Source organism: Massilia sp. CCM 8734 (assembly GCF_011682155.1).
GTDB classification, from domain to species: domain Bacteria; phylum Pseudomonadota; class Gammaproteobacteria; order Burkholderiales; family Burkholderiaceae_D; genus Telluria_A; species Telluria_A rubra.
This window is the reverse complement of sequence record NZ_WHJI01000002.1, coordinates 136,423-150,429: the sequence shown is the minus strand read 5'-3', so window position 1 is coordinate 150,429 and position 14,007 is coordinate 136,423. Positions and strand designations below refer to the sequence as shown.

11 protein-coding genes are annotated in these 14,007 nt (G+C 66.3%); 2 read left to right on the top strand and 9 right to left on the bottom strand.

Translation table 11 applies throughout. From position 1 onward, the window contains the following. Nucleotides 1-10: 10 nt before the first annotated feature. Nucleotides 11-1,786, top strand: coding sequence for a methyl-accepting chemotaxis protein (locus F2P46_RS02850; protein ID WP_166885028.1), 1,776 nt, complete (start codon nt 11-13; stop codon nt 1,784-1,786). 41 nt (nt 1,787-1,827) lie between these two features. On the opposite strand, the gene F2P46_RS02845 is transcribed toward F2P46_RS02850, so the two are convergent. The 9 genes from F2P46_RS02845 to wrbA all read right to left on the bottom strand — a co-directional run bounded on the left by F2P46_RS02845 (nt 1,828) and on the right by wrbA (nt 12,490). Beyond that, complete coding sequence (locus F2P46_RS02845; protein WP_166885026.1) at nt 1,828-2,622, bottom strand: thymidylate synthase; 795 nt, start codon at nt 2,620-2,622, stop codon at nt 1,828-1,830. 21 nt (nt 2,623-2,643) lie between these two features. Then, a complete protein-coding gene (locus F2P46_RS02840) occupies nt 2,644-3,732 on the bottom strand; it encodes a beta-eliminating lyase-related protein (protein WP_166885333.1) in 1,089 nt (362 codons plus the stop codon). 327 nt (nt 3,733-4,059) lie between these two features. After that, nucleotides 4,060-5,910, bottom strand: a complete 1,851-nt coding sequence (locus F2P46_RS02835) for an ABC transporter transmembrane domain-containing protein (protein ID WP_166885024.1) — start codon at nt 5,908-5,910, stop codon at nt 4,060-4,062. 26 nt (nt 5,911-5,936) lie between these two features. Continuing rightward, nucleotides 5,937-7,019 (bottom strand): carotenoid 1,2-hydratase, encoded by a 1,083-nt coding sequence (locus F2P46_RS02830; RefSeq protein ID WP_166885023.1) that lies wholly within the window; start codon nt 7,017-7,019, stop codon nt 5,937-5,939. Further along, nucleotides 7,016-9,556 (bottom strand): FtsX-like permease family protein, encoded by a 2,541-nt coding sequence (locus F2P46_RS02825; protein WP_166885021.1) that lies wholly within the window; start codon nt 9,554-9,556, stop codon nt 7,016-7,018. Before F2P46_RS02825 ends, F2P46_RS02830 begins: the two co-directional genes overlap by 4 nt. Further along, nucleotides 9,553-10,008 (bottom strand): DUF4124 domain-containing protein, encoded by a 456-nt coding sequence (locus tag F2P46_RS02820; RefSeq protein ID WP_166885020.1) that lies wholly within the window; start codon nt 10,006-10,008, stop codon nt 9,553-9,555. The genes F2P46_RS02825 and F2P46_RS02820 overlap by 4 nt, the downstream gene beginning before the upstream one ends. Before the next feature lie 14 nt (nt 10,009-10,022). Beyond that, the gene (locus F2P46_RS02815; protein WP_368737868.1) at nt 10,023-11,465 is read right to left on the bottom strand and encodes an FAD-binding oxidoreductase; all 1,443 of its coding nucleotides are present in this window, start codon (nt 11,463-11,465) and stop codon (nt 10,023-10,025) included. Beyond that, nucleotides 11,462-11,866, bottom strand: coding sequence for a DUF2069 domain-containing protein (locus tag F2P46_RS02810; protein WP_166885019.1), 405 nt, complete (start codon nt 11,864-11,866; stop codon nt 11,462-11,464). Before F2P46_RS02810 ends, F2P46_RS02815 begins: the two co-directional genes overlap by 4 nt. After that, complete coding sequence (gene wrbA / locus F2P46_RS02805) at nt 11,867-12,490, bottom strand: NAD(P)H:quinone oxidoreductase (protein WP_166885017.1); 624 nt, start codon at nt 12,488-12,490, stop codon at nt 11,867-11,869. A gap of 74 nt (nt 12,491-12,564) precedes the next feature. Between wrbA and F2P46_RS02800 the strand changes: the two genes are divergently transcribed. Further along, complete coding sequence (locus F2P46_RS02800; protein ID WP_229508993.1) at nt 12,565-13,965, top strand: YihY family inner membrane protein; 1,401 nt, start codon at nt 12,565-12,567, stop codon at nt 13,963-13,965. Nucleotides 13,966-14,007: the final 42 nt, after the last annotated feature.

Here is a 14,007-nt window from a genome sequence, read left to right as displayed (position 1 = left end):
GAGTATTCGAATGTTCGACAACATCAGCATCAAAAGCCTCGTCACCGGGGTTCTCGGCTTCCTGATCGCTCTGCTGGTGGCGGTTGGCGCCATGGGCATCTACAGCGCCGCCCATTCGGTCGCCCTGATTCGCGACGTCACGCTCGAAGACTACAAAAACAGCTCGGTGCAGGCGGCCAGCCGGCTCGAGATGGAACTCAATCGCAGCCAGATCCTGCAGGCGCTCCAGCACAATCCGATACTGCCCTCGTCGCAGCTGCACGACCATGCCCTCACCGTGCATTTCGACCAGATCGAGGCGATCGCCGAACGTGCCAGCAAGCGCTGGAAGGAATACATGGCCGCCATCAAATCGCCGGAAGAGAAGCGCCTGGCCGAGGAGTGGTTTGCCAAAAGCGATGGGCTGGGACTGGAACACATCCGCAACACGGCGGCCCTGATCAAGGCTGGCAAATGGGTCGACGCCGAACATGTACTGATCAAAAAGATCAACCCGACCTACCGCGTGGGCGACGCGGCGATGGAGCGCATGAAGGAAGCCATCGCCACGCGCGTCAACAGCGACGAAGTGCGCGTCAAGGAAGAACTCGAGCAAATCGGCTACGTCATGGTGGCGGTGCTGGCCGTCGGCGTGGTGCTCGGGATCGTCGTTGGCTGGGCGCTGCTGCGCGCGATTTCGCTGCCGCTCAAGGAAGCGATGCAGATCGCGGTGCGCGTGGCGGACGGCGACCTGACCGGCAAGATCGGCAAGCACGGACGCAATGAAATCGGCGCCTTGCTCGGGGCGATGGACAAGATGAAATCCAACCTGGCCGGCATCGTCCTTGAGGTGCGCGGCAGCACCGACACCATTTCGAGCGCGGCGGGCGAAATCGCGGCCGGTAACACCGACCTGTCGGACCGCACCAGCTCCCAGGCCAGTTCGCTCGAGCAGACCGCCGCGTCGATGGAAGAATTGACCAGCACCGTGCGCCAGAACGCCGACAATGCGCGCCAGGCCAATGTACTGGCGCTGTCGGCGTCGGAAGTGGCCACCAAGGGCGGCGTGGTGGTGGCGCAGGTGGTCGAGACCATGGGCTCGATCAACGCCTCGTCCAAAAAAATCGTCGACATTATCGCCGTCATCGACGGTATCGCCTTCCAGACCAACATCCTCGCGCTCAACGCGGCGGTGGAAGCGGCGCGCGCCGGCGAACAAGGACGCGGCTTTGCGGTAGTGGCATCCGAAGTGCGCAACCTGGCGCAGCGTTCGGCCGGCGCCGCCAAGGAAATCAAGCAGTTGATTGGCGACTCGGTCGATAAAGTCGACAGCGGCGCCAAGCTGGTCGACCAGGCTGGCGTGACGATGCAGGAAATCGTCACCAGCATCGCCCGCGTGACCGACATCATGGGCGAAATCACCACCGCCAGCGCCGAGCAGACCGCCGGCATCGACCAGATCAACGAAGCGGTCGGGCAGATGGATTCGATCACCCAGCAAAACGTGGGCCTGGTCGAGGAAGCGGCGGCGGCGGCCGGCCTGCTGCGCGAGCAGGCCGGTGCGTTGACGCAGGTGGTCAGCGTGTTCAAGGTCGATGGTGCGGCGGCGCGCACGCCGCAGGAGGTGCGCAAGGCGTCTGCGCGCAAACCCGCGTCGGATGCCCCGCGTCTGACGGGCAAACCGCCAGCGGCGGCGTCCAGGGCCGCCGCACAGAATGCGGGCGCACCCAAGGCGGCCCCACCCAAGGCGGCCGCCGCGAGGCGCGCCGCCAGCACCGCCGTCGAAGCCGATTGGGAAGAGTTCTAAGTCAGGGAGAGCGCCCGCGGCGCCGGGCCGCGGGCGTGTTTTTACACCGCGACCGGCGCCTTGATGTGCGGGTGCGACTGGTAGCCCTCGACCTCGAAGTCCTCGAACTTGTAGTCGAACAGCGAGTCGGGTTTGCGCTTGATGAGCAGGCGCGGGAGCGCGAACGGCTCGCGCGCAAGCTGCAGGTCGACCTGCTCCATGTGGTTCGAATACAGGTGGCAGTCGCCGCCGGTCCAGACGAAGTCGCCCACTTCCAGGCCGGCCTGCTGGGCCATCATGTGGGTCAGGATCGCATACGAGGCGATATTGAATGGCACGCCCAGGAAAATGTCGGCGCTGCGCTGGTACAGCTGGCAGGACAGCTTGCCGTCGGCCACATAGAACTGGAACAGCGCGTGGCACGGGGGCAGCTTCATGTTCGGGATATCGGCCACGTTCCAGGCCGAGACGATCATGCGGCGCGAGTCGGGATTGTTCCTGATCTGCTCCATCACCTGCGCGATCTGGTCGATATGGGCGCCGCCCGGCGTTGGCCAGCTGCGCCACTGGTAGCCGTAGACCGGACCTAGGTCGCCATTGGCGTCGGCCCAGTCATCCCAGATACTGACGCCGTTGTCCTTGAGGTAGCCGATATTGGTGGAGCCGGCCAGGAACCAGATCAATTCATGGATGATGGACTTGAGATGCACTTTCTTGGTGGTCACCAGCGGGAAACCATCCTGCAGGTTGAAGCGCATCTGATGGCCGAAGACGGAGCGCGTACCGGTGCCGGTGCGGTCGGTTTTTTCGGTGCCATGGTCTTTCACATGGCGCATGAAGTCGAGGTATTGGCGCATGGCTAAATAGCTGATTATACCTCACGGGCCGGCCATGGCCCGGGCCAGCAGTTCGACGCTGTCGCGCACGCGCTGGTCGGGCAGGGCGGCGAGGTTCTCGCCGACGTACAGTTCGACCGCGCTGGTGTCGCTCAGCGCGCCGTGGGCGGCGCGGCCGAACAGCCATATCTTGTGCTCGTGCGCGATGCGGTTGCGGATCGCCAAAGCGCGTTCGCGCGCGACCGGCAGGTGCAGGTGCAGCATGTTCGCGTGCGGGCGCGCCGGATTGACGCGGATCGCCGGGAAGTCGCGCAGCACCTCATAGAGCCACTCGGTGCGGCGGAAGTAATGCGGCATGGCGGCCAGGCGCGCGTCGAACTGCATCGCCGCCGCCACCACGTAGGGCGAGCGGTGAATCACATTGCCGCCTTCGCGGCGGAACCACTCGGCGGCGCGTTCGACGAACGCGCGGCGCCCGGCCAGCATGGCGCCACCGAGCCCGCCGATGCCCTTGTACAGCGACACATATACCGAATCGAAGCCGGCGGCGATCTCGCGCAACGGGCGCTTGTAGCCGGCGGCCGCTTCCCACAGGCGCGCGCCATCCATGTGCAGGTGCGCGTTGCGGGTGCGGCAGTGGGCCTTGATCGCTTCGAGTTCCTCCCACGGCGGGTTTTGTCCGCCGATTTCGCGCATGGGGATTTCGACGGCGACGGCGCCGAGTTTATCGGGAATGGCGCGCAAGTCGTCGCTCGACCAGGGGCGGTGCCGGTCGCCCGCCAGCAGCGCGTGGAAGTGGCCGAGCAGCTGGTAGTTCGATTTTTCGTGGACGATGATGTGCGACGTCGGATGGAGCGCCACCAGGCTGCTGGCGCGGTCCTCGCAGGCCAGGCGCAGCGCGGTCACCTGGGCCATGGTGCCGCTGATGCAGAACACGGCCGCCTCGAAGCCGAGCAAGTCGGCGATTTTCTGCTCGAACTCCTCGATCAGGGCGCCGTTGCCGTAGACGTCATGGGCGACGCGATTATCCTCGCACCACGCGGCCATGGCGGCGAACATCTGCGCCGGCGTGCGCGCCCGGTGGCCCGGCAGCACCGTATGACACTGTTGAAACAACTCCGCATCCGTCACCACGATCTCCTTGAGCAACTATCTCCCAACCGGGGTTAGAGCGTTAACTCGAAACTTTGTTGAATCTGAATTTCCAAACCGGGGTCAGAGCTTTAACTCGAAACATTGTTAAATCTGTGGCGTACACCCTTGCGTCAGACTGTTACTGCAATCACCCATCCGAAGGGGTTCGCACTCACTGCCGGGCATGGCGTCATATCGAAGATTCGCACTTGTTGCCCTAACCGGGCCTTAGCTTGGTCAGCGCAACAAAAGTGTAAAGAGTTTCTAGTTAATGCTCTGACCCCGGTTGTGGGAAATTTCTTACCGGGTCGGTATTGCATTTGTTCAGGCCGCTTCGTGGGCGATGTGGATGTTGTGGAACTGCAGGGCGGCGAGGTTGGCGTAGATGCCGCCCAGCGCGACCAGCGAGGCGTGCGTGCCGGTTTCGACGATCCGGCCGTCTTCCATCACGATGATGCGGTCGGCCCGCTGCACCGTCGCCAGCCGGTGCGCGATGATGACCGTGGTGCGCCCGACCATCGCCGCTTCCAGCGCACTTTGCACCAGCCGCTCCGATTCGGCGTCCAGCGCGCTGGTCGCTTCGTCGAGCAGCAGCAGCGGCGGGTTTTTCAGCAGCGCGCGCGCAATCGCAATCCGTTGCCGCTGCCCGCCAGAGAGCCGTACCCCGCGCTCGCCCAGGAACGATTTGTACCCTTGCGGCAGGCGTTCGATGAATTCGTGGGCGGCCGCCATGCGCGCGGCGGCGATCACTTCGGCGTCGCTGGCGCCGGCGCGCCCGTAGCGGATGTTTTCCATGGCGTCGGCCGAGAAAATCACGGTGTCTTGCGGGACGATGCCGATGGCGTCGCGCAGGGTGTGCAGGTCGAGCCGCTTAATGTCGACGCCATCCAAGGTGATGGTGCCGCTTTGCGGGTCGTAAAAGCGCAGGAACAGCTGGAACAGGGTGGTCTTGCCGGCACCCGAGGGGCCGACCACGGCCACCGTTTCGCCAGGCGCGATCGACAGTGTCAGGTGCCCCAGCGCCGCCGTCTCAAGCCGCGATGGGTACGAGAAGGTGACGTCGTTTAAGGCCAGCGCAGCCCCGGTGGCGGTGCGCGCGGGCAGGGCGACCGGCTTGGCCGGGTTCTGGATCGACGATTGCACCGACAGCAGTTCGAGCAGGCGTTCGGTGGCGCCGGCGGCGCGCTGGGCTTCGCCCATCACTTCCGACAGCGCGCCGATCGAGCCGGCCACGATCGAGGCGTACAAAATGAACTGGCCAAGGTCGCCGCCGGTCATGGTCCCTTCCAATACGGCGTGCGCGCCCAGCCACAGCACGAACACGATGGTGCCGAACACCAGCACGATGGCGAGCATCGTCAGCAGCGCGCGCGCGCGGATGCGCCGCATCGCGGTCGCAAAGGCGCCTTCGACCGACTTGCCGAAACGCGCCGATTCGATTTTTTCGTGCGTGAAGGCTTGCACGGTCGGCATGGCGTTGAGGATTTCGCCGGCCATGGCGGAGGCGTCGGCGATGCGGTCCTGCGAATCGCGCGAGAGCTTGCGCACGCGCCGCCCGAACAGCACGATCGGTACGATCACCGCCACCAGCAGCGCCAGGATGATGGAGGAGAGCTTGACGCTGGTGACGAACAGCATCACCAGGCCGCCCAAGAACAGCAGCACGTTACGCAGCGCCATCGAGATGCTGGTGCCGACCACTGCCTGGATCAGGGTGGTGTCGGTGGTGATGCGCGAGAGGACTTCGCCGGTTTGCGTGGTTTCGAAAAACTCGGGGCTCTGGTCCACCACGTGCTTGTAGACGGCGCTGCGGATGTCGGCGGTGACGCGCTCGCCCAGCCAGCTGACGGTGAAAAAGCGCGCGGCGGTGGCCACGGCCAGCAGCGAGGCGACGCCGAACAGGGCGAGAAAGGTGGCGTCGACATGGCGGATGCTCTTGGCCCCGGCCGAGGCGCCGAAACCGAGGTCGATCATTTGCTTGAAGGCGGCCGGAATCGCCAGCGTGGCGCCGGCGGCGACCACCAGCGCGATGCCGGCCATCAGGAACTGGCGGCGGTACGGCCGCAGGAACGGGAACAGGCCCTTGAATGCGGCGAGACTTCCTTTGCGGTTGGTGTCGGACGCGTTGGTGCTGGAACTGCTGCTTGGGGCGCTGCTGGTGGAGCTGTTGGTCATTGTGTCAGTGCTTCAGTGTTCGTTTTTTAAAATTTCATCGCACGGTCGTAACCGGTCATTTCAAGGTAGCCATGGCCGGCTTGCGCGCCGTCGCGCTTGATCGTCACCGCGCCTTCCCAGTACACGGCGCCGGTCGAGCGCCGCGAATCGAGCTCCTGGTCCGGCTGCAGGGGGGTGATCTGCCATTGCGTGGCGCCGGTGGTGATTGTCGTCGCCACCGGGTAGACGGCCTTCGTGCGCGGCGACGTCCAGTGGACCTGCGGCGTAAATACCACGTCGTCGGGGGCGTATTGGGTCACTTTGCCGGCCGCATCGCGCAGCGACGCGTGCGCCCATAGTTTACCACCTTGTTTGCTGCGGATCTGGAAAGCCATCAGCGACGAGCCGTCATCGAGGTTGGCGCCAACCCAGTTCCAGCCCTGGGTATCGGGCGGCAGCGCTTCGGTCGACCATTCGTGATCGAGCCAGGCGCGCCCTTCGACCGTGCGCGCGGCCCCGTTGCCGGCGGCGGCGCTGCCGCTTACCTTCAGTTGCGGCTCGCTGTAGTAGTAGCTCGCATGCCGGCCTTGCGCGCTTTTCCGCGAGTAGCCGTTCTCGCCTTGCAGCAGAACCGGCTGGGTCGGCGTCAAGGTCAGGTTCAGGCTCAGCTTCGGCGAGACGATGGTAACCTGGTAGGCGCCGTCGGCTCCGCGCACCATGCGCCAGTCGTCCAGTTTGAGGTCGGTGGTGCCGGTTTTGGCGTACGCCAGGCCGAAGCCTTCGCGCACGGTGCGCTGGTCGTGCGCCAGCTTGCCGAGCGCCGGGTCGGACAGCGCGGCGTGCCCGATCACCAGCTGCCTGGGCGCGAACGCGCTCGGATTGGCGCGGTCATGCCCGGTGGCGCGCCTGAAGAAGGTGACCTGGAAGCCGAGCGGCTTGCCGTCGGCGGTGGTGAGCCAGCCCGTGACGTACCACCATTCGGTGAGGTAGTCGGGATGGGCGCCGTAGTCCGCCGGGAACGACAATGCTTTGCCGGGCGCAACCGTGCCGAACACCGGCGGCGCGGCGTGGCCGGCTTGCGCCGCCGCCAGCAGCAGCGCAAGAATGAATTTGAATCCGAATCGTTTCACCAGTCCTCCCTGACTGCTCGAATAGGTCCGCCCGAGAGCGCATAGCGCCCCGACACCAGCGCCGTGGCCACCGACGCGATCAACAGCACGGCGGCCACGCCGGCCACCAGCGGCCAGGGCACGTGCAGCTGCATCGACCAGTGGAACGACTGCGGGTTGACCACGTAGACCAGGATGGTGCTGATGATGAGGCCGAGGACGAAGCCGCAGGCCACGCCGAGCGCGGTCAGGGCGCCGCCTTCGAGCGCGAGGATGCGCAGGATCTGGCCGCGCGTCACGCCCACGTGGCGCAGCATGCCGAATTCCTTGGCGCGCGCCAGGGTCTGGGCCGAGAAGGTCGCCGCCACCCCGGCCAGGCCGATGGCGATGGCGATTGCTTCGAGCACGTAGGTGACAGCGAAGCTGCGGTCGAAAATGGTCATGCTGAGCGCACGGATGTCGCCCGGTTTGGCGAAATAGAGCGTGCGGCCGAAGGGCAGGGCGCGTATCTGCTGTTCCATCTGGTCGGCCGTGACGCCCTGCCTGGCCCACATGGCGGAGTCGTTCACTTGCATGTCGCCGGTGAGGCGCCGGTAGTCCGGCAGGCGCATTTGCACCGAGCCGGCTTGGGTTGCGTAGTCGCGCCACACGCCGGCCACAAAAAAATCGCGCAGCCGGCCGCCGAGCGGCATGCGCAGCGTGCCCCCGGCGCGCACGCCATACAGGTCGACCATCGCTTCCGACACCCAGACCGGCACCGCGCCGGCCGGCGCCGGCACGGTTGCGCCGCGCAGCAGGAGCATGCGGCCAGGATCGGCCTCGTCGATGTTGCGCGCCATGAGCAGCACGTCGGGCCGCGCCGGGTCGAGCGAGATCTGGCGCGAACGCATAAAATCGACCCGCGCCGCGCCCGGCAGGGCGGTCAGCGCGGCCTGCTGCGGGGGGCCGAGGCCGCCGGCGCTGCCGCCGCTGGCGATGCGCACATACAGGTCGGCCGGCAGCAGTTGCACCAGCCAGTCGTCGAGCGAGACGCGAAAGCTCGATACCATGATCGCCATCGCCACCATCAGGCTGAAACTCGACAGCACGCCGCCCAGCGCAATGGCGGCCTGGCCGGAGGCGTTGGCCAGGCGCGCCATGGTCAGCGCGAGCACCGGATGGCGCGTGTTGCGGCGCATCGCCAAGCGGTTGACCAGTCCGAACAACGAGGCGGCCAGGCGCGGCATCAGGCCGATCCCGCCGATCAGCAGCAGGCCGATGGCGACGTAGCCGAACAGCGGCAGTTCGAATACCGGCGGCGCGAACGCCAGCGCGCATGCCGCAACGAGGCACAGCGCCGATGGCCAGACGCGTGCCAGGCGCGCCAACGCGACTTCGTCGGTGCCGGACTTGAGCGCCACGGCCAGTACGGCGCGCGAGGCTTCCCAGGCGGGCGCCAGGCAGCCAAGCAAGGCCACGCCCAGGCCCAGGGTGAAGAAGACCACGGCCGCCACCGGCGTGAAGTGGACCGCCGGGCGCGCGCCGGCAAAGTAGCCGGCCCCCAGGTCACCGCCGAAAAAATGCAGCGCGGCCGCCGCCAGCGCGTAGCCGGCGCCGATGCCGAGCAGGGCGCCGAGCACGCCCAGGCTGGCGCCTTCGAGCATTACCTGGCGCAGCAGCTGGCCGCGTTCGACGCCGAGCACGCGCAGCAGCGCGAACTGGCTGCGGCGCCGGATCACCGACAGCGCTTGGGTCGAAAACACCAGGAAGGCGCCAGTAAACAAGGCCACCAGCGCCAGCACCGTGAGATTGACGCGGTAGGCCCGACTCATGCCCTGGTTGCGGCTTTCGGCGTCTTCGTCATTCGGCTGGCCGACGTTGAAGCGCCCCGGAAAATCGCGTTCGAGTTCCTGCGCCAGCTCGCGCGCAAAGCCGGCGCGGTCGACGCCGTCGCGCAGGCGCAGGTCGATCCGGGTGAGCGTGCCGATTTTGTCGAAGCGCCATTGGGCCGCGCCGATGTCCATCACGCCGATGCGCTGGCCGGGGCGCGCTTGTTGCAGGCCGCCGGCCACGCGCAGGGAAAAGTCGCGCGTGCCCGAGCGCAGTTGCACGGCGCCGCCGCGCTGCGTCTTGAGCCAGCTCATGGCCGCCGGCGACAGGAACACGGCGTCGTCGGCCATCATGTCGAGCATATTGTCGCCGTCGGTGGCGGCCAACAGGCCGGGCGAGACAAAACCGGCGCGAAAGGCGTCCAGGCCGATGATTTTCAGGTGGCCCTGCTCGCCCGGCACGCCGGCGTTGAGGGACAGCACCGGGGAGGCCACCGCCACCGAGCGGTGCTGGGCCAGGCGCGGATAAATCGCTTCGTCGAAGCCGGTGTCGCGCGCCGCCACCTGGATGTCGGCCTGGCCCGACAGGCTCTTGACCGCCGCCGAAAATTCATTGAAGGCGGAGGCGTTGATCAGGTGGATGGCAAAGCCCATCGCCACGCCGACCGCGATTGCGGCCACCGCGAGCAGTGCGCGCACCGGGTGGGCGCGCCATTCGCCGAACAGGAGCCAGCGTGACAGTGTCTTCATCGGCTGCACGCCGCTTCCACCGCCCGCGCCATGACCTCGGCGTCGAGGTCGCGCTCGATCTTGCCTTGTCCGCCGACCTTGGCGGCTTCGGCGGCCAGGCGCTTGTGTTCTTTTTTCTGTCGTTGCTGCATGCGGGCGCAGTCCGCCTGGCGTCCGGCGGAGACGCGGTTGATGTGGGCGGCGTCGTGCGCGGCCTGGGCCTGCCTGGCCGTGCTGGCGCTGCGCTCTTTTTCCCGCGCCGCCAGCACGGCCTTCTGCCGCTCCAGGGTCCTGGCGGCATCGGCTTGGGCGCCCGTCGCTGGCGGCGTGGTTTCGAGCTCGGTGGCGCGGCCGGCGCTGCAGGGCGCGCTGCTGTAGGTGATCTTGCCGCCGACGCTGCATTTGTAGATGCTGTCGGCATGGGCAGCGCCGCACAAGGCCAGCAGGCCCAAGATGGTCAGGTGTCGTAACATGATGGGGCTCCGGGTCAAAGGACTTTTCCTGGATTCATAATGCCGAGCGGGTCCAGCGCCGCTTTGATGGCACGCATCATGTTCAGTTCAACCTCCGGTTTATATCGCTTGAGCTCGTCTCTTTTGAGGGCGCCGATGCCGTGCTCGGCCGAAATCGAGCCGGCATGCGCGGCCACGCTGTCGTGGACGATGCGGTTGATCGCTTCCTGGTTGACCAAAAAATCCTCGTGCGCGGCGCCCGGCGGCGGCGCCACGTTGTAGTGCAGGTTGCCGTCGCCGACATGGCCGAAACAGACCAGCTGGCAGCCGGGGTAGGCCGCCAGCACCAGGGCGTCGGTGCTGTCGATGAAGTCGGCGATGCGCGAGACCGGCAGGGCGATGTCGTGCTTGATGTTCTTGCCGGCCGCCGCCTGCGCCAGCGGAATGTGTTCGCGCAATTGCCACAGGGCCAGCGACTGGCCGACCGAGGTGGCCACGACGGCGTCGTCGGCAATATCCTGGGCAATCGCGTCGGCGATGGTTTGCTCGAGCAAGCCGACCGCGTGCTGTTCCGATTCACTGCTCGACAGTTCCAACAGCACGTACTGGGGATGGCGCGTCACGAAAGGCTGCGCCAGGCTGGGAAAATGCGTGCCCACCAGGCGCAGGCAAAAGTCGGACATCAGCTCGAAGCCGGTCAGGCTGGCGCCGCAGCGGTCCTGGGCCAGGCGCAGCAGTTCGAGCGCCCGGCGTGGCGCGGCGATGGCCACCAGGGCCGTGATCGATGCTTTGGGCTGTGGAAACAGGCGCAGGACCGCACCGGTGATCACGCCAAGCGTGCCTTCGGCGCCGATGAACAGGTCGCGCAGGTCGTAGCCGGTATTGTCCTTGCGCAGGGCGCGCAGGCCGTTCCAGAGTTCGCCCTGGGGCGTGACGACTTCCAGCCCCAGGCAGAGTTCGCGTGTGTTGCCGTAACGCAGCACGGCGGTGCCGCCGGCATTGGTCGACAGGTTGCCGCCGATGCTGCAACTGCCTTCGGCCGCGAGCGACAGGGGAAACAGGCAGCCCTCGGCGGCCGCCGCTTCCTGGATCGTTTGCAAGATGCAGCCGGCGTCGACCGTGATGGTGCGGTTGAGCGCGTCGAGCGCGCGCACCCGGTTCAGGCGCGCCAGCGACAGCACCACGGCGCTGCCGCTCGCGTCCGGCACGCTGCCGAGCACCAGGCCGGTCTTGCCGCCCTGCGGCACCAGCGGCACGTGGTGCGCGGCGCAGGCTCGCACCAGTTGCGCCACCTGCTCCGGGTCGGCCGGGCGCAGCACCGCCAGCGCGCGCCCGGTGAAGCGTCCGCGCCAGTCGGTGAGAAAGGGCGCCATGTCGGCCTCGCCGGTGAGCACGTGGGCCGCGCCGGCGATGGCGCGGCAGCGCTCGAGGAAGCCGGCGCCGGGGGCGGCTTCAGGCAATGCGTTCGGCTCGCTCACTTGGTCGACTTGGTGGAGTTGACTTTCTCCAGCAATTCCTTGGCCATTTTCTTCGCGGCCTTTTTATACGGGCGCAGGTAGAGCAGCGCGCAGGCGAAATAGATGAAGACGAGCGCGATTTCGCCCATTGCCATGAAGCGCGACACTTCCAGCTTGTCGCTCCAGGCGCGCACCACGCCTTCGGTGAAGTACAGCAAGATCACCATCGACGACCATTGCAGGGTATAAATGTCGCGCTTGATCACTCCGCCCAGGGGGATCAGCAGGGGCAAGACCTTGAGCGAGAGGATCCAGCTGCCGGGGCGCAATGGCGCGACCACGGTTTCCCAGGCCAGCAGCCAGGCGATCAGGATCACCAGGCTGGCGATGGCGCCGATGTGAAAGTACTTTGGTGGCTGCATTTAGTTAGCTCCCTGCCGCGGGCCGTGCAGGCGCGCGGCGGTTTCCGCCAGGCGCCGGCCCATGGCCACGGCCAGGCGTTTTTCATCGTCGCTGACCGGCTTGTCGCCGTCCACGCCGGCCCAGTGGGTCGGGCCGTAAGGCGTGCCGCCGCTGGTGGTGGTCATCAATTCAGGATTGCTGTAAGGCAGTCCCATGATCATCATGCCGTGGTGCAGCAGCGGGATCATCATTGACAGCAGGGTCGATTCCTGGCCGCCGTGCAGGCTGCCGGTGGACGTGAAGACCACCGCCGGCTTGCCCGACAGGGTGCCGGCCAGCCATTCGGCCGCCGTGCCGTCCAGAAAATATTTGAGGCTGGCAGCCATGTTGCCGAAGCGCGTGGGCGAGCCCAGCGCCAGGCCGGCGCACTCGGCCAGGTCCTGCGCTTCCACGTACGGCGCGCCGGCCGCCGGAATGGCCGGCGCGGTCGCTTCGGCCACGCTGGAGACGGCGGGCACGGTGCGCAGGCGCGCATCGACCCCCGGCACGCTCTCGATGCCCTGGGCAATCAGTTCGGCCAGCTTGCGCGTGGCGCCATGGCGCGAGTAGTACAAAACGAGAATAATCGGATTGGTTTGGTTCATCGTTGGTATTATAGGGCGCTTTACAGGGTTACATCGGCGCAGCCGGCGCGTTTTTCACGCGTTTATCGAGATACATGCTTTCAAAAACAGTCCATTCGATTTCCCGGTCCACCAGCGAAATGATCAATACCAGCGTCGACATGGTACGCGGCCTGACCTGGAGCGAAGCGCGCGACCTGCTGCGCTTCGCCCGGCGCCGCCTGAACGAAGAGAAATTGCCGCAGGTGGCAGGCAGCCTCACGTTCACCAGCACCCTCGCGCTGGTGCCGCTGCTGACCATCGTGCTGGCCATTTTCACGACCTTTCCGGTATTTAGCAATTTTCGGGTTGCATTGGAAGCGTATTTTGTCCAGACCCTGATGCCCAAGGCCATCGCCAACACCATCACCGGCAACCTGACCCAGTTCGCCAGCAAGGCCAAGAGCCTGTCGGCGGTCGGCGCGGTGGCGCTGGTGTTCACCTCGGCGGCGATGATGAACATGATCGAGCGCGCCTTCAATCAGATCTGGCGCGTGCGCGAAGTACGCCCCATCGCCCAGCGCGTGACCATTTACTGGGCGCTGGTCACGCTCGGCCCGCTGCTGTTCGGCCTGTCGCTGACGGCCACCTCGCAACTGTTCAGGGCCACCAGCGCGCTGACCAGCGCTTCGCCGTTCTTCAGTGCCCTGTTTTACACGGCCGCCTCGGTCGGGCTGACCACCGGCGCCTACACGCTGTTATATATGACGGTGCCGAATCGCTTCGTCGACTGGCGCGACGCCGTCTGGGGCGGCCTGGTGGCGGCGGTCGCCTTCGAGGTCGCCAAGCGCCTGTTCGCCATGTTCGTCAGCCAGTTTCCGGCCTACGCGATCATCTACGGGGCGCTGGCGGCGCTGCCGCTGTTTTTGCTGTGGATTTACCTGTCGTGGATGATAACCCTAGTCGGCGCGATCATCACGGCGGCGTTGCCGGTCGTCAAGTACGAACGCTGGTGGTACGAGCCGGCGCCGGGCGGGGAGTTCGTCGACGCCATGGCGATCTTGAAAGTGCTGTACGGACGGGCCCAGTTGAGCGACACGGCGCTGGTGTCGAGCGCGGCGATCCGCGCCCACACCCGCATCGGCTACGATGAAATGACCACCTTGCTCGAACAGATGCTGGCCGTGGGCTGGGTCGGCCGGGTGCAGGCCGACGTGACCACCCGTTCGCGCTGGGGCAAGCGCGCCATCGAAAGCGCCGAGAACTGGGTCTTGCTGGTCAATGTGGACAAGCTCAAACTGTCGGACGTGTACCGTCTGTTCGTGTTCGGGCGCACCGCGATCGACGCGGCCGTGGCCATCGATGTCGATAAAGAATACGAGCTCGACAAGAACTCACCGCTGACGCTCGACGGCAGCGCGCTGGCGCGCCAGGTCGAGTTGGCGGTCGAGGAAGGCTTGAACCAGACCCTGGCGCAGCATTTTGCGGCGCCGCGCTTGCCGGCGGCGCGGGCTTGAAACGGGCGCGCGCCTGGCTTACCTGGCAGCGGCCCTGGCGTC